The organism is Streptomyces sp. NPDC101160 (assembly GCF_044768205.1).
In the GTDB taxonomy this organism is placed as follows: Bacteria; Actinomycetota; Actinomycetes; order Streptomycetales; family Streptomycetaceae; genus Streptomyces.
Window position 1 is genome coordinate 43,364 of sequence record NZ_JBIWPJ010000001.1, and the last position, 21,567, is coordinate 64,930.

The following is a 21,567-nucleotide window of genomic DNA, read 5'->3' on the forward strand; positions in this document are numbered from 1 at the left end:
CGCCCGCCCACTGGTCTTCGGTGAGCCCCGCTGCTGCGACGCTATGGACACGTCTCCGTCGGCCGTCCTAGATTCGTCCTAGTGCGAGGTCGGCCGGGGGTATCGACGCTGATCGTCAAGTGCCGGGGGGAGCATGAGGTTCGGCGTACTGGGGGCGTTACGCGCCCAGATCTCCGGGCGCGAGGTCGGGTTCGACGGACCGCGGCAGGCCAAGATGCTGGCCGCGCTTCTGGTCGACGCCAACAACCTCGTCGCCATGGAGCGGCTGGTCGCCGTGATGTGGGACGGGCAGGCACCCGCGACCGCGGTCCGTCAGGTTCAGGACGCTCTGTCCGGGCTGCGCCGCAACCTCGCCGCGCTCGGAGCACCCGCGTCCTTGATCAGCACGCGGCGTGGCGGCTACGAGATCCATCTGACTCCGGATCAGCTCGACCTGCTGGCGTTCGACCAGGAGCGGCGCCTCGCCGAACGGCACAAGGCCCCGTACGAGACAGCTGTCGCGCTCCGGCGGGCGCTGGCCTGCTGGCGCGGCGACGCCCTGGTCGACATCTCCAGCCGGGTCCTGGAGCTCGATGCGGCACTGCTGAACGAGAAGCGCGCGGCCACGCACAAACTGTGCCTGAGCATCGAACTCGACCTGGGGCGTCATCGGGAGGTCGTCGACGAACTGGCCGCCCTCCTCGGTGCGCACCCCTACGACGAGCACGTGGCCGAACACCTGATGGTCGCCCTCTACCGGTGCCGGCGGCAGGGCGAGGCGCTGCAGGTGTACGAGCGGTTGCGCCGGACACTGGCCGACGAACTCGGCGTCGATCCCGCCCCGCCGCTCCAGGCGCTGCATCAGCGCATCCTGAACGCCGATCCCGCTCTGGCGGCTCCGGTCCCGGCGAGCGGTCCCTCGCACACACCGCCGGAAAGTCCCGAAGCGGCGGCCGGCGGGCCGACCATGGCCATGCCGGTGCGTCAACTGCCGCTCGATGTCCCCGATTTCGTGGGCCGGACAGAGCCGCTGGCCGAGGTCGCCGGGCTGCTCGACGGGTCGGCGCCGAACCGGGTCCCGGTGGTCGTCGTCGTGGGCGGTCCCGGTGTCGGCAAGTCCTGCCTGGTGACGCACGCCGCGCGGCTGGCGAGTTCCTCGTTCCCCGACGGACAGCTCTACCTCAACCTGGCCGCCACATCGGACGAGCCCCGGGACCCGGGGCTGATGCTGGCCGAGGCGCTGCGCGCGCTCTCGGTCGCCGGCAGCGCGATCCCGAACGGCCTGTCCGAGCGGGCCGCGCTCTACCGGTCCCTGCTGGCGGACCGCCGCATGCTGGTCGTGCTGGACGATGCCGGTCCCGCGGATCAGGTGTTGCCGTTGCTGCCGGGGGCCGACGGCTGTGCGGTGTTGATCACCAGCCGCACTCTGCTGACGCAGCTTCCCGGCGCGCGGCACATCGACCTGGACGTGCTGAGCCCGGCCGAGGCGCGGGAGTTGTTCACCGGCATCGTCGGGCGGCGGCGTGTCGAGGGGGAACCGGCGGAGGCCGACGCGATCCTCGGCTGCTGCGGCAACCTGCCGCTGGCGATCCGGATCGCCAGCGCCAAGCTCACCGGCCGCCCGGCCTGGTCGCTGCGGGTGCTGCGGGAACGGATCGAGGACGAGTCCCGGCGGCTGGCCGAGCTGAGGGTCGGGGATCTCAGCGTGCGAGCCAGCATAGAGCTGAGCCTGCGGCTGCTGCCGGCCGACGCGGTGCGCGCACTGAGCCTGCTGGGTCTGCTCGGTGCCTACACGCTGCCGGGCTGGGTGGTCGGTCCGTTGCTGGATCGCCCGGACGCCGATGAGGTGCTGGACACCCTCGTCGACGCCAGCCTGGTGCGGCTCACCGCCACCGACTCCCTCGGCCAGCCGCGCTACCGGCTGCACGACCTGATCAGGACCTGTGCGGTGGAGATCGCCGCCCAGCTGCCGGCCGCGGACAAGCGGGAGGCGATGGTCCGGGTGTTGTCCACCTGGCTCGACCTGACCGGGCGCGCCACCGATCGGATGCCGGCCGGACTGCTGATGGGCGAGCCCGGTTCGGCGCCGCGCCTGTCGCTGCCCGACGCGGTCGTGGAGCGGCTGACGGCCGACCCGGTCGGCTGGTTCGACGCGGAGCGCGACACCCTGCTCGGTGCGGTGAAGCTGGCCGTGGACTGGGGACTGGACGAGTTGGCCTGGGAGCTGGCGGCCGGTCCGGTGACCTATTACGACCACCGGTGCCTGTATCAGGACTGGGAGCACGGGCACCGGCTCGCGTTGGACGCGGCCGAGGCCGCCGGCAACCTGCGCGGCGCTGCGGTTCTGCTGCGCGGTCTCGGCCAACTGCACATCTACCGGGACGAGTTCGACGGGGCGACCCGTGCCCTGGAGTCCTCCGTCGAGCTGTGTCAGGACGGCGGGGACAAACGCGGCGAGGCGTTGTCGGTGGCGATGCTGGGCACGGTCAGCCGGGTGCAGGGCCGTGACGACGAAGCCGTCGAGCTTGTCGAGCAGGCGCTGGCCATGGCGGTCAGCGAGGGCGACCGGCACCTCGAAGCACAGTTGACCTGTTCGATGGCCGTCATGCGGCTCATGCAGGGCGGACTCGACGAGGCGGCGTCCTGGTTCGACGAGGCCTTGCGCCAGGCCAGGGCGCTGGACGACGGGCATCGGGTGGCGGTCGTACTGCGGCGGTTCAGCCGGCTGCACGATCGGCGCGGTGATCCGGACGAGGCGCTGAGCTGCCTGGGGCAGGCGCTGGCCACCTTCGAGGAACTGGCCGACGAACGGTGCGCCGCGTACACGCTGCTGGAAGTCGGCCGCGTGTACGCCGGTCAGCACGACCGGGACCGGGCGACCCCGGCGCTGGAGCGCGCGGCGGACCTGTTCCACCGGCACGGCGACCGTCAGGACGAGGCCGCGTGCTGGCAACTGATCGGCGACCTGGACGCCGCCGCCGGCGTCCACGACCTGGCGCGCCGGCACCGTGGGCGGGCGCTGCGGCTGTGGCAGACGATCGGCGACATGAACCAGACGCAGGCTCCAGCGCGACCGTCATCGCCCTGACCGAGGCCAGGACCGGCTCGCCCGGCCCGAACCACGCCCCCTCCGGGCAACCTTGCACGCGACGCCCGTACTCGCTGATCGAAATGCGGATGCGGATTCCGGGCCGGGCTGCCTACTATCCCGGCCATGCCAAGACCCTTCGGATTCGTCTTTACCCACCGCCCTGACGGCACCGTGACCATCACCCACCAGGGCCGTCCGGCCGGTACGTTGCGCGGCGCGCGTGCCCAGAAGTTCCTTGGGGAGGTCGAGGCGGGGGACGCCCAACTGGTGATGGCCCGCTGGACCGGCGCCTACAAGCACGGCAACGAGCGCACGGCGCGCAACCACCCACGCAACCGGGCGTAGGGCCTGCCGGTCGGATCTTCGCGTCACCCGTGTCGCCACATACGCTGGGGGCGGCCTTCCCGGCCTCCTGGCTTCCCGGCCTCCCGGCCTCATGGCTTCCCGGCTTCGTCAACCCGATCAAGGAGAGAGCAGCTGACTCCGCATTCCCTCGCGTTCTACGTCGACGTGGTCACGTCCGGAACGGTGCTCGGCGCCAAACCGACAGACAGTCCCGACCAGGTCACCGCCCTCCTGGGTCCCGACTTCGCCGAGAACTCCCTCGACGACCACAGCATGTGGCGCGACTACGGACTGGTCGAGTTCTTCTGGCTCCGGGAATCACCCGACCACCCGTGGGAGGGGCACCACTTCTCCCTGCAGGTGCATCGGCTCTCGTACTGGGGCAGCAGCATCGTCAACAAGGCGATTCGCGAGCGGTACGGCCGCTTCGACCGTCACCTCCGCTTCGACAAACTGCGCCATCTGCTGGCGAACCGCGGCCTGCGCCTGGAGGACGTCCCGGACGCCAACGCCCCGGCCTTCACCCTGCACTGGCAGCCGGCATCCCAGGTGTCCGTGACGGCCCTCCGGGAACGCGAGTGGGGGCGGCATCGACGGCGCGGCAACGACCTCGTCGGCGACGTGCACAAGATCTCGTCGTCCATGACCGCCGGGCAAGTGGCGTGGCACAGGGAACGCTACGGCCGTAGGGACGGCTAGTACTCCAGCCGTAGATCGTGATCTTGTTGCTGGAGTGGGGTGGAGCGAGGGCAGCGGTGAGTCGTCGACGAGACCGAGCTGCGCAGCACAGGCGTCCGCTACTCAAGTCCTTCGAGACGGCGGGCATCTTTGATCTCGCTGATCCTGACAGCGGCCAACGGGGTCCATTCCCTCGTCTCTCCAGCGGCACGGAGGGCTTCTCCGACCTCGCTGAGCTTCACGGAGGACAACACGCCCGCCCGCTCGATCAGGTCGTCCCGGGCCACGGTGGTCTGCCATGTGCACGGAGTAAGGCCTGGACGCGGGAACGCGAACCGCAGCACGCCTTCGAAGGGCAGTCCTTCCGGGGCTCCTACGGCCACTTCGACGCCCAGGCCGCCGATGTCGACGCCCGCCGGCGCGACGACCTGCATCGCCTGAAACCCGGATGACTCCTCGTCCGAGAGCAGCACGACCGGGCGTCGCTCGTCGAAGTCGACCCACCAGACTTCACCGCGTTGCATGTGTCCTCCTGGCACGAGACGGCGGGCGAACGCTGCGTGCCCCGTGCGGGACACGGAAGGGATGCGGCCCCGTCTTCGCGCGTCGTGACCGAGGGGCGGTGAAGACGGGCGCGGCCACTGTTGATCATCGGTGTGTGAGGACTGAAGATCACGCGGTGGCCGCGAGTCACAGCGTAGACCCTGCCCGCCGGCAGGAGGCGTTCGAGGTGCTGAGCGGGCGTCCCGGCAGCCTCGGCGCAGAGATGGCCGCTCACCCCTCGCCGCTCGCGCGTCTCGCGCGGAACGCCGCTGCCTTGACGCGGTTCTGACAGGCCGTCGAGCAGAACTGGCGGCCGGCGTTGCGGGAGGTGTCCACGTAGACGCGGTCGCAGCGCGGTGCCGCGCAGACGCCGAGGCGGCCGGAGTAGTCGCCGCCGAGTGCCATGGCGAGGCCGGTGGCACAGCCGGCGCTCCAGCCGACGGCGTAGGAGTCGTCCGCGCCGTGGAAGTGGACCTGCCACGGCTCCCCGGGGGCCCGGTCCAGCTGGGGGCGGGCGCCGGTCTCGTAGAGCAGCGTGTTGAGGGCCGGAGCCGCGTCGTCGAGGCGGCCGGCGGCCACGGCTTCGAACACGGTGCGCAGGACGCGGGCGGTTTCGGCCAGCCGGTTGGCGTCGTCGAGTCCGAGGTCTGCCCCGGCGGAGAGTGCCGCGCGGACCGCGCCGACGCGCTCGGCGCCCTGGGGGGCGAGGTAGTGACGGCCGCGGGCCTGGCCGTCGGTCAGTGCGTTGACGAGCGCCGCCGAGGCGTCGAGCAGGGTACGCATGTGACTGTCGAACAACACTTGACCAGTTACCTTTCGCCCGCCTACGGTGCTCGTCACCGACAATAGACGATTGACCAGTGACGGGAGGCGCTGTGCCGCGCTCCGCACCGCTGCCCCGCACCGTCCGCCTGCTACTGCTCGCCCGGATCGTCAACCGACTCGGAGCCTTCTCGCTGCCCTTCCTCACCGCGCTGATCTCTGCCGACCACGGAGCGAGCCTGACCACTGCCGGGCTGGTCAGCGCCGCCTTCGGGATCGCGACCATCCCCTCACGGCTGGCCGGGGGACGACTCGCCGACGGTATCGGCCGACGCACGACCATCGTGCTCGGCCTCTGCGGATGCGCCGTGGCGCAGCTGGCGATCGCGGCCTCGACATCGCTCACCTGGGCGGTCACCGGGGCGGTACTGCTCGGCCTGGCCTTCGAGCTCTACGAGCCACCCAGCCAGGCGATCATCGGCGAGTCCGTCCCGGAACAGCAACGAGTGCGCGCGTTCAGCCTGTTCAGCGCCGCGCTCGCGGCAGGTGGCATGGGCGCCGGGCTGCTCGCCGCGCTCGTCGGACGCTGGGACCTGCGATGGCTCTTCGTCACGGACGCCGTCACCTGCCTGGCCTGTGCGCTGCTGATCCGGCTCGCTCTTCCCCATGACCGTCCGGCACCGCGCGCAGCCGACCAGGACCGCACCACCGTCCGACCGCTGAGGGACCGAGCCCTGCTGAGCGTCCTGGCCACTGGAACCGCCTACGCGCTGATCAACCAGCAGACCGTGATGACCATGCCACTGGCGCTCACACGACAGGGCCTGCCCGCCGCCGACGCCGGACTGCTGTTCACCGCCACCGCGGCGACCACCGTGCTCGCCCAGCCGCTGATCCGGCTGCCCTGGACGAGCCGGCTCACGACACCCGCCGCACTCGCCCTCGCCCATCTCCTCCTGGCGGCAGGACTGACCGGCTACGCCCTCGCCCGCACCCTGCCCGCACTGCTCACCGCAGCCGCCGTGTGGAGCCTGGGCGACCTGCTGGTCATGGGCCGCATCTACGCGCTCGTCACCGACCTCGCACCGCCCGGCGCAACCGGCCGATACCTGGCCGTCTTCGGCACCAGCTGGGGCGTCGCCGCGACGCTCGCCCCCATCCTCGGCACCCAGCTGCTGGCCCGTACGGGGACGACCACACTGTGGTCCACGATGGCCGCGCTCTGCCTGCTCCTCGCCGCCCTGCACCTCCGGGTGACACCGCAGCCGCCCCGCCTCCTGAATGCCACGGAGGCGACGCGCAGCCCGGCCGCGGGAACCGCGAGGCGGTAGGCAACCCGGCCGGCGAACGGGCGCTGTCGGCACTCGGTTTCTGACTCAGCTTCGAGCCGATCTGATCCGGGTGAGTCCGTCGATCGCCGAGAGTTCGTCTCTGAGTGACCCGTCGGCAGCCGGCGATGTGACGAGCAGGAGGACCGGCAGGCCGGGGTGCTCGTCCTCGTAGAGATCGTCTTCCCCGTCGTCGCCGGGAATGGCGTTCGGCTGGACCTGGATACGGGTCGTATCGGCGAGGGTGGCAAGGAAGTAGGCGCCGAGGTAGTCGCTCTCGCGCGAGGCGAAGGTCACGGCGAGTCGGTCGGCGAGCAGGCCGGACAACTCCTTGGCCGTGTAGGCGTTCGTGCCGTAGATGTCGAAGGCGGTCATCCGAGCATTCTCCTCATGCCGCATGACGGTCCCCCCACCGCACCCGGGCTGAGGTCGTCCCACGCCAGAGCGGGGTCGGCCGGGACCGGCGGGTGCCGGGTGAGAAGACGATCACTCTCCGGGGAGGACACGCCGGACGGACAGATGGCGCTCGGACACCGAAGACTGACGGGCCGACCCCGCCACGGATCATGCTGATGCATTCATAACGTTGTTGCAAGTCAGTCGCAATAAAGGCTTAGGCTGTCCCCGGACGATCACCCACCCGGAAAGGGGACGTGCCTGATGGGCACCTACGCGCTTCCCGACCTGCCCTACGACTACGCCGCGCTGGAGCCGGCCATCACCGGGCAGATCCTGGAGCTTCACCACGCCAAGCACCACGCCGCCTACGTCAAGGGCGCCAACGACACCCTTGAGCAGATCGCCGAGGCCCGCGAGAAGGACCAGATCACGCCCACCGGGCTGGTCGGGCTGGAGAAGACGTTCGCCTTCAACCTCTCGGGCCACGTCCTGCACTCGATCTTCTGGCAGAACCTCTCCCCGGACGGCGGCGACCGCCCCGACGGCGCTCTCGCCGACGCCATCGACGAACACTTCGGCGGCTTCGAGCAGTTCAAGAAGCAGCTCACCGTGGCGACCGCGTCCGTCCAGGGATCGGGCTGGGGTGTGCTCGCCTGGGAGCCGCTCGGCAAGCGCCTGATCGTGGAGCAGGTCTACGACCACCACGGCAACGTCGGCCAGGGCACCACGCCGCTGCTGGTCTTCGACGCCTGGGAGCACGCCTACTACCTGCAGTACAAGAACGTGCGTCCCGACTACGTCACCAAGCTCTGGGACCTCGTCAACTGGGACGACGTCATCGCCCGCTACACCGCGGCAGCCGGCGTCTGACGCGCCCTCACGGCATGGCCCGGTGGGCCGGGAAGCCGGCACGCCTCCCGGCCCACCGGCTCGTTTCGACGGCCGTCCGGCCAGGTCCGTCACACGCGACACGCACGGCGAAATGAGTCGGTCTCAGCAAGGCTCCGGTCCCGCGGCGGCCAGCGCATCCACCACGAGCTCCGCGATCCGTCGCGGCTCCTCGTTGGGGAGGAAGTAGCTGGTGCCGGGGATCGTGACCACCGTCGCGTGCGGGCAGGCCTCCAACGTGCGCCGCTCATCGGCGGTGAGCCCGCCGTCGCCCTTCTCCGCGTGCACGATCCAGACCGGTACTCCGGCCGCGCACAGCCGCTCGGCCGTGTGCTCGTGCCCGCGGAGGTGGTCCAGGTAGCCCCGGAAGATGCGGCGCACCGTGCGGGGATCGTTGCTTCGCAGGTCGGCGAGCAGCTCGGCCCGGCGCTCGGGCGAGACCCGCATGCCTTTCGAGGCCGGGCCCATGAGCTTCAGCAGGGCGGCGGCGGGAAGTGGGCCGAGGACGTCGCCCAGTCGGCAGATGGCCCGGAAGAAGGCGGGTTCGTCCGCGGGCGACATGCTGCTGCCCAACAACACGGTCGGGCCGGTGAACGCGCCGGTCGCGAGCATCTCGAGCGCGACCGTGGCTCCCATGCTGAATCCCACCACCACGTCGCTGGCCTGCTCGTCGGCCAGCCGGGCGGTGTGCCGGACCAGGGTGCCGATCGTGAAGTCCTCCGGTGGTGCCGCTCCGCAGTGTCCTGGCAGCGTCGCGGCGACCAGTCGGGTGCGGGCGAGCGCGGGCTCGGCCATCACCTCGGCGTACGACCGGGCGGGGTTCAGTCCACCGGGGAGCAGCAGTACGGTCTGCCGGGCATCGGCCGGCCCCGAGACGATCAGGTCCCACGCGACGTCCGTCGGGTCCATCGGGTCGTCCTCTCCGCACGCGTCTGCACGCCGGGCCGCTGCCTCGGCTACCCGCTGCCCCGGCTCCCCGGAGGTGGGCAGCCGACAGCGGGATCGGCCCCCTCCCCCTCATCGTGACGTCATCGCACCCGCCGGGCCACCCGATCAGGCTCCAGTTCGATCGGCCGAACGTGGCCTGGGAGTTCGACGGCGACCAGCCCCAGGCCCGCGCCGCGCGAGCGGCCCTCCTCGAACGGCTGATCCAGCCGGACCACTTCGTAGCCGGCTCCCACCTCGATTCACCCGGCTTCGCCCACGTAACCCCCTCCGGCGAGGGTTATGCGCTGGAATACCTCGCACCACCGATCGGGTGACCGAGGCGGCCTCGGCGGTCGGCGGAAACCGCCGACCGACCCTCCTCTCGCCGCGGCGGACAGAGGGTCAGGCGCCGGCCGGGGGGCTGCGGGCCGACTTCGGGCGGGCGATGATCGCCCGCAGGGCGATGGTGCTCGGCAGCGGCAAGTCGAGGGTATCGAAGGCCAGTCGGGCGAGCAGGTACACCGCCGCCACCGCGAGGACGAGACGGGCCAGTGGCCATGTTGCAGGCCCCGTACTGAAAACGATTTTCATTCTGCTAGGGTCGGGGCGTCCCCTCCGCACTCTTGAGGAATCCCGTGTCTCGCCTTGTCCTGTGCACCCACAGACTCCGCCGCGTCCTGCTCACCACCCTCACCCTCATCAGCGCCTCCGCCTTGCTCGGCGGATGCTTCGCCGGCGGCGGAACCGCGGCCGGCGACAGAGCAGGAAACGGCGACGGGCGCATACGGGTCGCGATGATGCAGCCGCCGCGGTCCGGGCTGTCGCCGCTGTCCGACGACGCCTTCAAGCTGTCGCGCTGGTCCACCGCCGAGACCCTCGTCCGCCTCGACCGCGACGGCGACGCCGTCCCCTCGCTGGCGACCGGGTGGCGTCAGCAAGGCCGTACCTGGACCTTCGCCGTGCGCAGGGGCGTCACCTTCCACGACGGCACTCCGCTCACGTCCGCCGATGTCGTCCGCTCCCTCACCACCGCCGCGACGGCCTCCCCCAAGCCGCGGATCCTCGACGGCGTCGAGCTCGCCGTGCGGGCACAAGGCCCGCACACGGTCACTGTGACCACGGCGCTGGCGGACCCCCTGGTGCCCCAACGGCTCAGCTCGCCTCAGCTGTCGATCCTGGCCGCCAAGGCGTACCGGGGCAGGGCCGTCGACCCGGTCGGCGCCGGGACGGGGCCGTTCGTTCTCGTGCGCGCCGACGGCGCCGCGTCGGCGACGCTCGACCGTTACGACCGCTACTGGGGCGGCCGGGCCAAGGCCGCGGGCATCGACGTGCGTTACGTGCCCGACGGAACCGCCCGGGCCGCCGCTCTGCGCAGCGGCGAGGCCGACATCGTCGAGGCGGTCCCGGTCTCCCAGGCCCGGCTCCTGAAGCAGGAACTGATCACCGAGGTCCCGATGCCCCGGACCAACACCCTTTACCTGAACACCGGGCGCGGTGTCTTCCGTGATCCGGCGCTGCGGGCCGCCGCCCGCGAGGCCGTCGACGCCCGCAGCCTCGTCTCCGGTGTGTACGAGGGCCGGGCGGACCTCGCCCGCGGGCTGCTCGGGCCGGCCCTGCCCTGGGCGGCGACGCTGCGCACCCCGGTACGGCACACCGCCGCGTCGGACCCTAAGGGCGCGACGATCACCATCGGTACCTTTACCGACCGCGCGGAACTGCCCGAGGTCGCCCAGCTCCTCCAACAGCAGCTGCGCAAGGCGGGGTTCAGGGTGGAATTGGATGTGCGCGAGTACGCGCACATCGAGGCGGACGCCCTGGCGGGGAAGTTCGACGCCTTCGTCCTGTCGCGGGCCACCGTGCTGGACTCCGGCGATCCGGCCGCCTACCTGTACAGCGACTTCGCGGGCGACGGCTCCTTCAACATCTCCCAGCTCTCCGACCCGACCGTCGACTCCGCGCTCGCCACCGCCTCGGCGGCGGCCACCGGCGATGCCCGCCGGCGGGCCGTCGTCGCCGCGGAGGCCGCTGTCCTCGCCACCGACGCCGCCGTCCCGCTGCTGCACGAGCGGGTCATCCAGGGCGACGCCGAGCACGTCGTCGGCGCCGCGCACGACCCGCGCGAGCGCGAGCTGGTCACCGTCGACACCCACGTACGGTGAGGTCCCACGCATTCCGCGGCCCGGCCGGACGCACCGCCTCGCCGCCGGCGCTGTCCTGCGTGATCCGCTCGGCTCTGCAGGCCGGGGCGCCCCGGGTGCTCGCCCTGGCCGCGGTGGTGACCACGGTCGGGCTGCTGCCCTGGCTCTCCGGCAGGGATCCGGCGCTCTCCCTGCTGCGTGCCCGGTCCGCCGAACAGGCCCCGACGCCCGAGGCGCTGGCCGCTGTCCGGGCCGATCTCGGACTGGACGCGGGGCCGTCGCGTCTCCTCGGCGGCTGGCTGACCCGGGTGCTCCGGGGCGACCTGGGGGTCTCCTGGGTGTCGGGTGCCGAGGTACTGCCGTCGGTGACGGCCGGCCTCGGGGTGTCGCTGACCCTGATGGGCGCGGCCCTGCTGGTCGCCCTGGTCGTCGGGGCGCTGCTTGCCGCACCGGTGCTGCTCCTGGGCCGGGCGACGGGCGGGACGGTGGCGGCGGTGCTCGCGGCGCTGCCGGAGTTCCTGCTCTCCCTCGTACTGCTGCTCACCGCCGGGGTGTGGCTGGGGTGGGCGCCGACGTCCGGCTGGGCGGGGCCGGCCCATCTGGTGCTGCCCGCGCTGGCCCTCGGGATCCCCGCCGGCGCGCTGCTCGGCCGGCTGGTCGCCGACGCCCTTCCCGCCGTTCTCGACGAACGCTGGGTGGAGCTGTGGCGCGGGGCGGGAACCGGCAGGGCCCGGATCACCGCTGCGGCCCTCCGGCGCGTGCTGCCGGCGCTCATGGGCCAGTTCGGCATGGTGACCGTCGGCCTGACCGGCGGCGCGGTCGCCGTCGAGACGGTGTTCGCCGTCCCCGGGATCGGCCGCACCGCGCTGGGCGCGGCCACCTCGCAGGACCTGCCGCTGCTCCAGGGGTGCGTGCTCGCCCTGCTCGGACTCGGTCTGCTCGTCGGCACGGCGGCGGCGCTGGTACGGCGCCGGCTTCTCGGGCCCGCGCTGCGGGAGGCCGGGTTGAGCCTGCCGCAGCCGCTCCCCCACCGGATCCCCGTCGTCGTACCGCTGGTGCTGGGGACGGTCCTGGCCGGCGTGATCGGCTGGGGGCTCCTTCGCGATCCGTACGCGGTGGATCTTGCGGCCCGGCTCGCCAGGCCCTCGGCCGGGCATCCGCTGGGCGCGGACGCGCTCGGCCGGGACGTGCTGGCGCGGCTCGGACACGGTGCGGCGTCGACGGTCGGCACGGCCGTCGCCGTGACGTTCCTGAGCGGGCTGATCGCGCTCGTACTGGGTTTCGTTCCCCAGGTGTCGGCCGGGCCTGCGGATGTCGCGAACGCGCTGCCGCCGGTGCTCACGGGGCTGCTGGTCGCGGCGGTGACCGGGCCGGGCAGTGGTGCGGCGGCGCTCGCCGTGACGCTGGTGTCCTGGCCGCCGCTCGCCGCGCACGCGGCGGCGCTCGTGGAGGAAACGCGGGCGTCGCGTTTCCTGGTGGCGCAGCGGGCGATCGGCGCCGGGCCGCTGTGGGTCTGGACCCGGCACGTCCTGCCGTCAGTGGCCGGGCCCGTCGCCCGGCACGCGGTGGTACGCCTGCCGGGCATCGCGCTCGCGCTCACGTCGCTCGGTTTCCTGGGCCTGGGCGCGCAGCCGCCGTCGCCCGAATGGGGGCTGCTGCTGGACGAGTCGGCCGACTACGTCGAGCGTGCGCCGGTCGCCGCGCTGGCTCCTGCGGTGGCGCTGGCGATGCTCGCCGCCCTCGCGGTCTGCCTGTCGCCCCGCGGCGCCCGGCCGCCGCGCCGCGGCTCCCTGCTCCGTTCCGTCGTCGCACCGAGGAAGGCCCGGCCCGATGCCGCTGCACTCGTCTGAATCCCACGAACCCTTGCTCCGGGTGGACAGCCTGCGGATCGGCTTCGCCGACGGCGAAGCGGTGCGCGGCGTCTCCTTCGACCTGTACGCCGGTGAGGTCCTCGCCCTGGTGGGTGAGTCCGGAGCGGGCAAGTCCCTCACAGCGCGGGCGTTGCTGGGAACAGTGCCGCGCGGGGCTCTGGTCGGGGGCCGTGTGCTCCTGCGCGGCAGACCGGTCGGGCCCGCCGACCTCGGTCGACGCCTCGCGTGGATTCCGCAGGACGCGATGTCGGCGCTCTCGCCCGTGCATCGTGTGGAGGACCAGGCGGCGTTCGCCGTCCGGTCGGTGACGCGAGTGCGGCGTGGTCAGGCGCTGGCCGCCGCCCGCCGCGCGCTGGCGGAGGTCGGCCTCGCGCCGGAGTGGGCCGCCGCGTTTCCGCACGCGCTGTCCGGTGGGATGCAGCAGCGTGCGGTGATCGCGACGGCCCTGGTCAACGGGCCGGAGATCGTCGTGGCCGACGAACCCACGACGGCGCTCGACCCCGAGCGGCAGGAACAGGTGCTCGCGCTGCTGAGGGAGCGGTGCGCGGCGGCCGGAGCAGCGCTGCTCCTCGTCAGCCACGACCTGGCGGCCGTACGGCGGCACGCCGACCGGGTGGCCGTCATGTACGCCGGACGCGTCATGGAACTCGGCTCCGCTGACGAGGTGCTGGGGCGTCCCGTCGCCCCGTACACCCGGGGCCTGCTCGCCTCCCTGCCGACACCCGGGCTCCCCCACCGCTCGCGGCTCCCCGTACTCTCCGGCGCCCCGCCCGCCCCCGGGACGATGGGTACAGGGTGCGCGTTCACGCCCCGCTGCCCGCAGGCCGACGATGTCTGCCGGCACGAGGAACCCGCGCTCAGGGTCGTCGACGGCCGGCGCGTCGCCTGTCACCATCCGTACGAGGAGACTGCGGCGTGACTTCCCTTCTCCAGGTGCGCGATCTGGTCGTGCGGTACGGGGCGCGAACCGTCGTCGACGGCGTCTCCTTCGAGGTCGCCGCCGGCGAGTCCGTCGGGCTCGTCGGCCCCTCGGGCTGCGGCAAGTCGACGACGGCCTCGGCGGTGCTGCAACTCCTGCGGCCGCACTCCGGTTCGGTCCGCTTCGCCGGGATCGAACTGACCGCCCTGCGTGGACGCGAACTGCGCCCGCTGCGGCCTCGGTTGCAGCCGGTGTTCCAGGATCCCTACGGGGCGCTCAGCCCGCGCCGCCGCGTGCGCGAGCAGATCGCGGAGCCGCTGCGCGTACACGGGCTCTGGTCGCCGGCGGACGGTCCGGCACGGGTCGACGAACTCCTCGCGCTCGTGGGGCTCACCTCTGAGCACGGGGAGCGGCGCCCGTACGAGTTGTCCGGCGGTCAGTGCCAGCGGGTCGTCGTCGCCCGCGCGCTGGCGACCCGGCCGGAGCTGCTGGTGCTCGACGAGCCGACCTCCGCGCTCGATCCCTCGCTGCGTGCCGGGATCCTCAACCTCCTGATGGGCCTTCAGGACGGTCTGGGACTCGGGTTCCTCTTCATCTCCCACGATCACACGGCGGTCCGGCACGTCTGCGACCGGGTCCTGACGATGAGCGAGGGGAGGGTTGTTTCGTAGACGCGTTCGGGGAGCTTCTGTTGTTCGGGCGCGGGGCCCGTCACCTCCGATACCGCTGGGCTATGGCTGTGAAGGCGGCGCGGACCCGACCACGTGCGGGTCGAGGACATCGCCGGGGCGGCCGGGGTCTCGCCGCGCACCTACAGTGACGCCGGAGGCCACACAGCACGCGTTCTCGCGGCGAGCGTGGCCGCGGCGGTTCGCATCGCGTCGAACGCCGGTTCCGGAACATGCCGAAGCTTCCGGCCGCCATCCTCGATGGCCGACTGCCCAGGTCGTCGTCCGCCATCCGCGGGGGCCAGTCGGCCGGTACGGCTTCCGCGAACTATCGGTCCCAGGCCCTATGGCCGGGATATCTGACCACTGAGCGCGATCATCCGGTCGACCACGTCCGGAGGCAGAGCCGGATTCATCGCGGCATCGTCGGCGGTTTCCACGTCGCGCAGCAGCGGCACGAGTACGGTCGCGGGCAGCCGGTGGTCGCGTAGCGCGGCGGACCGGATGTGTCGCTCCGGGTCGCTGAGGAGACGGACGGCGGAGGCGGGCGTCAGGCGCGGGTCGGTCGCGGCGCGGTAGCGCACCTCGGTGGCCGTGTCCCGGCTGAACCGTTCCACGAGCTCGGCGGACGACAGGGGGTCGTCCAGTGCGAGTTGACGCATGCGCGGGTCCGGGTCGTCGGCGTACCGCAGGAGTCCTTCGCGCGGGAAGTTCGGGTGGCTGCGCGGGCGACCGGGAAAGCTGAGGTTGCCGGTCCACCACTTCCAGACCCGCAGCAGCATGTCGGCGGGCGCGTCCTCGCAGGATTCCGCGAGGAAGAGCTGCACGACCCGGTCCTCGTCGACCGCGAGCTTCCCGACCACGTCCTGCGGGAGGTGCGGGGCGCGGGCGACGCTTCTCCGGATCAGCGGGTGCGCGGAGGCGGCGAGGCGACGCATGGCGTCGGGATCGTCATGGAGCGCGGCGACCCAAGGCAGCGTGTGCTGTCGCGAGGCCGGGTCGAACTCGAAATCGATCGAGGCCCGTTCCTGCTCTGTGAGGTCGGGGCGCAGGGCTACCCGGTGCCGCACGTGGGCGTCCGCGTCCCTGCCGAGTTCGGCGACCAGGTCCGGCTCCAGGTGCGGGTTCTCGGCGAGAGCGGCCCGCTGGGCGGGGTCGCCGTGGCGGACGAGGTGTTCGGCCGGCTCCCGGTCCAGGCGGCACGTTTCCAGCACGTCGCCGGGCAGGTCACCCGCGTCGAGGTCCGCCTTCGTGACCGGGTGCTGCTGGTGATGGGCACGGCGGGCAGCGGTCCGCACGCCGGCCACGGGGTCGGCGAGGAGCGCCTGGCGCTGCGCGTCGTCCAGGTACGGCCAGGCCGTCGGGCACGCGTTGGCCCGTACGGTGCCGTCGGAATCGGCCGCCAGGGCGCGGCGGACCGGTACGGGCAGGCCGGTCAGACGTGCCGCCTCCTGCCGCACCCGGGTGGACGGGTCGGCAGCGAGCTGCCGGCATGCCTCCTCGGAGACCTCGGCGCGCCGTTCGGCGGCGAGCAGGGCCAGGATCCAGCGGTGCCTCTCGGGCTCCTCGCCGAGGATCAGGCGCTCCCAGTGCTCCCCCGTGAGATGCGGATGCACCTCGGCAAGGGTCGCGCGCACTCTCCATTCCGGATGGGTGAGGGCCGCCTCGATCGTCTCGGGCGGCAAAGCGCCGTACAGGCTCCAGACGTTCAGTCCCAGCAGCCCGTGCCGGAGATGGGCCGGCACGGTCTTGTTCCGCGCGAGCCCGCGAGCCCACGCGTGGCGGAGCCGCTCGGACAGCCCTCCCTCCATCGATTCTTCGACTGCCACGGATTCTTCGACTGTCGCGCATTTCTCGAAAGGCTCGAACAGCGAGGCCCATGCCGCTTCGCGCTCCTGCGCCGTTTCCCGTACGGCCTCGCGCGCCGCCTCCTCGTTCCGCTCGCTCAGGCGGTCCAGGACAGAGAGCCGGATCTCCTCCCCCGCCACGGTCACAGCGAGCAGCGTCTCACCGTCTGTCGACATCGTCTGGAACCCGTAGCCGTCGCCGGCGCTAGCGCTGTCGCCCGCGCCGTCGTCCAGCAGTGCGTACGGGTCCGCCTCCGCGTCCAGCCGGGCGTACGCCCAGATCGCCTGCCCGCCGTCGACGAGCACGACACCGTCCTGATCAGCCAGCCCAGCCGCGTACGCCAGTCGCCGCCACTCCTCCCGGAACGCGTCCGTGGCCGTGCGAGGCAGCACGGCGGCCGGCGCCGGAGCCGCCCACGCGAGCAACCGGCGTGCGCGGTTCGGCGGCATCCCCCGGTCCACGTACCAGGTACCCACCCGCTCAAGCCCGGCTCGCTCCAGCGCGCGCGTCAGTTGTTCGGTTCGGCTCCCCATGCGTTCATCATCGCGGGTCCCGCCGCCCTCCGGACCACGTGGGCTGACGTGCGGTGGGCGCACCGGCGGCACCGTCGACGGGGGGCCGGAGCACTGCCGACGGCTACCAGCCCCACTCCACCGGCCCGATCGGCTGCAGCCCGACCTGCTGGGCCAGCCATTCGGCACGCGCCACGTCACCCTGTCGGAAGTGGATGAAGACCGTGTGATCCGTGGCGGGTATCTCCCGGTAGACGTCCTGGCTGTTGATGGCGATCTGGACGTAGGCGTCCTTGTTGCGGATCTCCAGGCCGAGTTCCGGAACCGCGGGCCAGCTGAAGAGGTCCCAGTCGATCGAACCCGGTCCGGAGCCGATCACACCGAAGAACGTCTCTTCGATCGATCCGACCGGCCGGCTCTCAACGTGGAGTGTGATCGGGAGCAGAGCCTCTGTCCGCGGGTCCCCCGATGAGATCATGCGCCGGACCTCATCACGGGACTCGGGGCGGTACGGGTCGTCAGGGCTGACGACGGCATCCGGGAAGGCGGCGGCCATCTTCTGCGCCTCGGCGAGCGTCAGCGCCCGCGCCTCCGCGTTCACCTGGAACTTCTCCATGGGGATGGCAAGGCCGAGCAGGCGCTGCACCGCATGGTGAGCGTCCCGTAGATCAGGGGTTCGCAGAACTGGCAGGGCGTTCGAAGTACTCATCCGGGGCAGTGTTGCAGATCCAGCACCGCACGCTCACGCGAGTTTGCGCCGCCTGTCTGCGCTTCCGCCTCCGCAGCTACCTGGAGGGAGCGGCCCGGCCCTCGCAGCCCGGCCTCGACGTACCAGATGCCCTGACCGTCAGGAGCCCGAAGTCACACCCAGGTGTAGTTCTCGTCAGTGACGGCTTCGAGGGCAACTTCGGCGACTGCGGCGCGGGGGTCGGGCAGGGCGGCGAGCGCGGGGCCGATGGGCGGGAAGATCGGCAGCTCGACGGTCGTGCGGTAGTCGATCCATTCGATGACGCCGGCCTCGTGGCTGCCGTCGGGAAGTTCGTCCTGCTCGGTCTCGGCGAGGGTGGCGCGGACTTCGGGGGTGATGTGCAGGCGGTAGATCAGATGGAGCTTGCGCGGCGGCGGGGTCAGGCCGGGTCGGGTGACGCGCTGGTCGACGACCCACATCAGGTCGCCGCCTTCGGCCTGGTCGATGTCGAGGTCGAGCTCTTCGGCGAGTTCCCGGGCGAGGGCCTGGTGGAGGTCTTCGCCGTCTTCGACGTTGCCGCCGGGCGGGGTGTAGTGGGTGGAGTCGGAGCGGTCTCGGCGGATGAGTGCGACGTCGTTGCCGCAGAACACGACGGCCCCGGTCCGGATCTTGATCCGGGAGAACGGGGCCGCCGGGGTGGTGTCGGGGGTCTCTGCCATGGCGGCCAGTATTGCGGCCGCGCCTGGGACACCACGCCGGCGCGGGAGCACGAATGTGCGCGCCGCGCGCCCACTGCGCCACGAGAGCAACCGGCGTGACCCTCGCCGGTCAGGGCGTCAGGGTCCGGTGGGGACACAGCTGTCAGCTCTCGTCTGCGGTCGTGGCTGATGTCTGCGCGGCGCCCTCGTTCCGGCGCGTACGGCTGCCAGCCGGGCGTCGGGGGCGAGTTGGGCGCTTCCGGGAACTGCGCGAGTTCACCGACAGGGCGGGCCTGCGCCTGTTTCCACTGCCGTTCCCCCTGCCGCCAGGCCGAACGGAACCGGTCTTCCAGGCGCATGCGCCGCCCCAGGCGACGAAAGGGAATCGATGTGTCCCTGTCAAAATCATTGAAAAGCCATGTGACATGTGCAATTTTACAGCGCAGCCCGTTGCGGACGGGACGACCCCTACTCCCCCTCCAGGAGCCAACCTTGCGCGCCATGGCCGTCGCCACCGCCCTCTTCCTAGCCGCCATCGCGGCCTCTCCCGCCCAGGCCTCGCAGGCCTCGCAGACCTCGCAGGCCTCCCAGGTCGACCCCAAGGCGGATCACGTCTTCGCCGACCCAGGCCAGCGCCCGGCCCACGGCAGAGTCCAAGGCGCTCCCGGCGCGACCGGGACCACCGGCGGCAGGCTGGAATCGCGCATCCTGCCGATCGTCCACATCTGCAGCCCGTCGCTGCGGATCCGCGCCCAGGAAATGACCACCGACCAGCTGAACGCGACCTGCGCGAGCCTGGCAAACCAGGACGCCTACTTCCACAGCGTGGTCAAGGACTCAGGGCCCGTCGCGGACGACTACAACACCACCCTGGAGGTCGACGTCTTCAACTCAAGCGCCGACTACAAGGCCTACGCGGGGAGGATCTACGGCATCGACACCAACAACGGCGGCATGTACCTGGAGGGAGACCCGGCCAAGACGGGCAACCAGCCGCGCTTCATATGCTACGAGCGCACCGACGTGAGCCCCGGCTGGCAGATCTGGAACCTCAACCACGAGTACACCCACTACCTCGACGGCCGCTTCGACCTGTACGGCGACTTCAACGCCAGTCAGACCACGCCCACCGTGTGGTGGGGCGAGGGCGTCGCGGAGTACATCTCGTACTCCTACCGCGGCGTCACCTACTCCAACGCGCTGACCGAGGCCGGCAAGCACACGTACTCCCTGCGCACGCTGTTCGACACCACCTACGACAACAGCGACGTCAACCGCACCTACAACTGGGGCTACCTGGCCGCCCGTTACATGATCGAGAAGCACCCGGCCGACGTCGCCACCGTTCTCGGCTACTACCGCACCGGAAACTGGACCGCCGCCCGCTCCTTCCTCGCCTCGCTGGACTACGAGAGCGACTGGAACGCCTGGCTGACGAACGTGGCGACGGCCGCCTGACCTGACCCACACGCCGGCTGCGGCCGCGCTCCGTCGCACGGGCACCGGAGAGCTCCGGGAATGACGAGCATCCCGACCGATCAAGGGAATCGGTCGGGATGCTCGTCGTCGCCGGAGCACGGTGATCACGGCCCGGCCGACCGGGAACCACTCGCCCCTTCCGCCCGTCATGTCCACGGGGATCTCCAGAGATTCAACGGAACCAACGTCCTTTCGCTCTTCACTTCACCACCGAGGTTCGAGGAGATACATGGTCGACACCGTCAACTCACTGGCCGCCCGCGTTCACGAACTATTCGTGGCGCTCCTGACCCGTGGTCCCGCCGCGGTGGGCACCGCGGGCCTCCACGATGTCGTCGCGCGCGCCACGGCGCTCGGCCCCGACGGCACGTGGCTCGTCGCCGCGGGCCATGCGGGTCTCGGTGTCCTTGCCTGCGTGAACGGACAGAGGGATCAAGCCGTCCTCCACTTCGACGCTGCGGTGACAGCGGGCTACAACGACTGCGTGACGCTCCACGCCGACCCCATACGTGCGCTGCACGACGATCCCCGGTTCCGAGCCCTGTATCAGCGGATGCGCATCACCGCGGCCGACCTCGACGAACTCTTCTGGCTGCACCAAGAGATGCAGATCATGTCGAGGGAGGCCCAGCAAGCGAGCGTCGACAACATCGGCCGCCTCGACACCGGGGTGTCGCCGCTTCCCCAGGCCCCCATGCCGACCCGTGAACCGAACACCCTCGGCGTCCTGATCACCCGGATCGATCTGGCCGCGACCCAGACGGCACTCCAACAGACCGTTCTGAAGGCGGAGTTCCAGCGCAGCTCCGGCAATACCAGCCTCAGCCTCATCGACGACTCCTGGGACGACCCCCGTGCGCGGCTCGACGCCTGGCACGCCGACGAGCTGGACTCCCGGCGCCTGCGGGCCGCCGAGGCCCGGGCCTTCGTCGAACGTCCCGGCGCCGACACCACGCTCGTCCCGTGCCCGCCGCTGGGCTCGATCACGTACCCGACCTGAGGAGGGCCCGACGGCACCACGGCCGATGCGGCTTCATCGCCGGCGCCCGTCCACCACGTCGTGCACCGGCCCTCTCGCTCGCGGGCACGACCCACCCCAAGGGTCCGCCGCGCACGTTGACGCCCGAGGCCCATCGGCTCGCCCCCCCCCGAAACCGGTGACCGGCAGATCGAGTCGGGTGGCGTCCCCACACCTGCCGACCGTTGTCCTGCAGCCAGGGCGTGTATAGGAAATAGGTCAAGGTCGCGAGTATTCGCGCGCTTTGGCGCCAGTCTGACTGACATACTCCGCGCCGTGATGACTGACCACAGCTCCGGCCTGGCCATGACCGTCAGCGAGCGTGACTCCGAGCTCACCGAGCGATTGACCGATGCGTTGATCACCTTCAACAGTGCGGCCACAGGCGCTCCCGACCGGGGCACGTTCTCGATCAAGGTCACCGATGAAGCAGGTGACCTGGTCGGTGGGTTGACCGCGCGAACCTGGGGTGGCCTCTGCAGCATCGAGCTGTTGTGGGTGCGCGAGGACAGTCGCAAGGATGGTTGGGGTAGCAGGATCTTGCAGGCAGCCGAGGCCGAGGCAAGGCGGCGTGGCTGCGACCACCTCTCCACCTCCACCTTCACGTTCCAAGCTCCTGGCTTCTATCAGCGCCACGGCTTCGTGGAGACCGGTCGGACACCGGGTGTCCCTGGCGGGCACGCAGACGTGCACCTGTTCAAGTCTCTGATCGACTCGCCGCGCCTGCCGGAGTCGTAGGCGTGGGTAAGGAGCAGGTGCCTTGCCAGGTGCCGTTCCCCTGCCGCCGG

Annotated in this window: 20 protein-coding genes and 1 pseudogene; 13 read left to right on the forward strand and 8 right to left on the reverse strand. The window is 71.4% G+C overall.

Translation table 11 applies throughout. The features are described 5' to 3' along the window. Positions 1-133: 133 nt before the first annotated feature. From ACIRSU_RS00260 to ACIRSU_RS00270, 3 genes are all read left to right on the forward strand, one after another. On the forward strand, positions 134-3,067 hold the full coding sequence (locus ACIRSU_RS00260) for a BTAD domain-containing putative transcriptional regulator (protein ID WP_403787393.1): 2,934 nt from the start codon (positions 134-136) through the stop codon (positions 3,065-3,067). Between the two features lie 126 nt (positions 3,068-3,193). After that, positions 3,194-3,415: a hypothetical protein gene (locus tag ACIRSU_RS00265; protein ID WP_403787396.1), complete on the forward strand. Its 222-nt coding sequence runs from the start codon at positions 3,194-3,196 to the stop codon at positions 3,413-3,415. 132 nt (positions 3,416-3,547) lie between these two features. Continuing rightward, a complete protein-coding gene (locus tag ACIRSU_RS00270; protein ID WP_403789353.1) occupies positions 3,548-4,114 on the forward strand; it encodes a hypothetical protein in 567 nt (188 codons plus the stop codon). 98 nt (positions 4,115-4,212) lie between these two features. On the opposite strand, the gene ACIRSU_RS00275 is transcribed toward ACIRSU_RS00270, so the two are convergent. Together ACIRSU_RS00275 and ACIRSU_RS00280 are read right to left on the reverse strand one after the other, a co-directional pair. Beyond that, positions 4,213-4,617 (reverse strand): type II toxin-antitoxin system PemK/MazF family toxin, encoded by a 405-nt coding sequence (locus tag ACIRSU_RS00275; protein WP_403787399.1) that lies wholly within the window; start codon positions 4,615-4,617, stop codon positions 4,213-4,215. A gap of 250 nt (positions 4,618-4,867) precedes the next feature. Continuing rightward, positions 4,868-5,419 (reverse strand): CGNR zinc finger domain-containing protein, encoded by a 552-nt coding sequence (locus ACIRSU_RS00280; RefSeq protein ID WP_403787402.1) that lies wholly within the window; start codon positions 5,417-5,419, stop codon positions 4,868-4,870. Positions 5,420-5,496: 77 nt separating this feature from the next. Here ACIRSU_RS00280 and ACIRSU_RS00285 point away from each other — a divergent pair, with 77 nt between their 5' ends. After that, positions 5,497-6,729 (forward strand): MFS transporter, encoded by a 1,233-nt coding sequence (locus ACIRSU_RS00285; protein WP_403787405.1) that lies wholly within the window; start codon positions 5,497-5,499, stop codon positions 6,727-6,729. 45 nt (positions 6,730-6,774) lie between these two features. On the opposite strand, the gene ACIRSU_RS00290 is transcribed toward ACIRSU_RS00285, so the two are convergent. After that, positions 6,775-7,101, reverse strand: a complete 327-nt coding sequence (locus ACIRSU_RS00290) for a hypothetical protein (protein ID WP_403787408.1) — start codon at positions 7,099-7,101, stop codon at positions 6,775-6,777. A gap of 285 nt (positions 7,102-7,386) precedes the next feature. On the opposite strand from ACIRSU_RS00290, the gene ACIRSU_RS00295 reads away from it, so the two are divergent. Beyond that, positions 7,387-7,995, forward strand: coding sequence for a superoxide dismutase (locus tag ACIRSU_RS00295; protein ID WP_403787411.1), 609 nt, complete (start codon positions 7,387-7,389; stop codon positions 7,993-7,995). Between the two features lie 123 nt (positions 7,996-8,118). On the opposite strand, the gene ACIRSU_RS00300 is transcribed toward ACIRSU_RS00295, so the two are convergent. Continuing rightward, complete coding sequence (locus ACIRSU_RS00300; protein WP_403787414.1) at positions 8,119-8,922, reverse strand: alpha/beta fold hydrolase; 804 nt, start codon at positions 8,920-8,922, stop codon at positions 8,119-8,121. 113 nt (positions 8,923-9,035) lie between these two features. On the opposite strand from ACIRSU_RS00300, the gene ACIRSU_RS00305 reads away from it, so the two are divergent. Then, positions 9,036-9,275, forward strand: a complete 240-nt coding sequence (locus ACIRSU_RS00305) for a hypothetical protein (protein ID WP_403787417.1) — start codon at positions 9,036-9,038, stop codon at positions 9,273-9,275. Between the two features lie 67 nt (positions 9,276-9,342). Here ACIRSU_RS00305 and ACIRSU_RS00310 read toward each other — a convergent pair whose 3' ends face one another. Next, entirely contained in the window at positions 9,343-9,531 is a 189-nt protein-coding gene (locus tag ACIRSU_RS00310) for a hypothetical protein (RefSeq protein ID WP_403787420.1), read from the reverse strand. 44 nt (positions 9,532-9,575) lie between these two features. Between ACIRSU_RS00310 and ACIRSU_RS00315 the strand changes: the two genes are divergently transcribed. Genes ACIRSU_RS00315 through ACIRSU_RS00330 form a run of 4 tightly spaced genes read left to right on the forward strand, consistent with a single transcriptional unit; the run spans position 9,576 to position 14,539 of the window. Then, on the forward strand, positions 9,576-11,099 hold the full coding sequence (locus ACIRSU_RS00315; RefSeq protein ID WP_403787423.1) for an ABC transporter substrate-binding protein: 1,524 nt from the start codon (positions 9,576-9,578) through the stop codon (positions 11,097-11,099). A 50-nt stretch (positions 11,100-11,149) separates the two neighbouring features. After that, positions 11,150-12,928, forward strand: coding sequence for an ABC transporter permease subunit (locus tag ACIRSU_RS00320; RefSeq protein WP_403789354.1), 1,779 nt, complete (start codon positions 11,150-11,152; stop codon positions 12,926-12,928). 22 nt (positions 12,929-12,950) lie between these two features. Further along, positions 12,951-13,868, forward strand: coding sequence for an ABC transporter ATP-binding protein (locus ACIRSU_RS00325; protein ID WP_403787426.1), 918 nt, complete (start codon positions 12,951-12,953; stop codon positions 13,866-13,868). Next, positions 13,865-14,539 carry an ATP-binding cassette domain-containing protein gene (locus tag ACIRSU_RS00330; RefSeq protein WP_403787429.1) on the forward strand — a complete coding sequence of 225 codons (675 nt, stop codon included), beginning with the start codon at positions 13,865-13,867 and terminating at the stop codon, positions 14,537-14,539. The genes ACIRSU_RS00325 and ACIRSU_RS00330 overlap by 4 nt, the downstream gene beginning before the upstream one ends. A 341-nt stretch (positions 14,540-14,880) precedes the next feature. On the opposite strand, the gene ACIRSU_RS00335 is transcribed toward ACIRSU_RS00330, so the two are convergent. From ACIRSU_RS00335 to ACIRSU_RS00345, 3 genes are all read right to left on the reverse strand, one after another. After that, positions 14,881-16,917, reverse strand: a complete 2,037-nt coding sequence (locus ACIRSU_RS00335) for a PE-PGRS family protein (protein WP_403787432.1) — start codon at positions 16,915-16,917, stop codon at positions 14,881-14,883. 103 nt (positions 16,918-17,020) lie between these two features. Beyond that, positions 17,021-17,605, reverse strand: a complete 585-nt coding sequence (locus tag ACIRSU_RS00340; RefSeq protein ID WP_403787435.1) for a hypothetical protein — start codon at positions 17,603-17,605, stop codon at positions 17,021-17,023. Between the two features lie 152 nt (positions 17,606-17,757). Then, positions 17,758-18,303 carry an NUDIX hydrolase gene (locus tag ACIRSU_RS00345; protein ID WP_403787437.1) on the reverse strand — a complete coding sequence of 182 codons (546 nt, stop codon included), beginning with the start codon at positions 18,301-18,303 and terminating at the stop codon, positions 17,758-17,760. Between the two features lie 669 nt (positions 18,304-18,972). On the opposite strand from ACIRSU_RS00345, the pseudogene ACIRSU_RS00350 reads away from it, so the two are divergent. The 3 genes and pseudogenes from ACIRSU_RS00350 to ACIRSU_RS00360 form a co-directional block, all read left to right on the forward strand. Then, positions 18,973-19,728, forward strand: a pseudogene (locus tag ACIRSU_RS00350) (collagenase); the annotation flags it as partial. A gap of 262 nt (positions 19,729-19,990) precedes the next feature. Beyond that, positions 19,991-20,761, forward strand: a complete 771-nt coding sequence (locus ACIRSU_RS00355) for a hypothetical protein (RefSeq protein WP_403787440.1) — start codon at positions 19,991-19,993, stop codon at positions 20,759-20,761. A gap of 297 nt (positions 20,762-21,058) precedes the next feature. Further along, positions 21,059-21,517: a GNAT family N-acetyltransferase gene (locus tag ACIRSU_RS00360; RefSeq protein WP_403789355.1), complete on the forward strand. Its 459-nt coding sequence runs from the start codon at positions 21,059-21,061 to the stop codon at positions 21,515-21,517. The last annotated feature ends 50 nt before the right edge of the window (positions 21,518-21,567 follow it).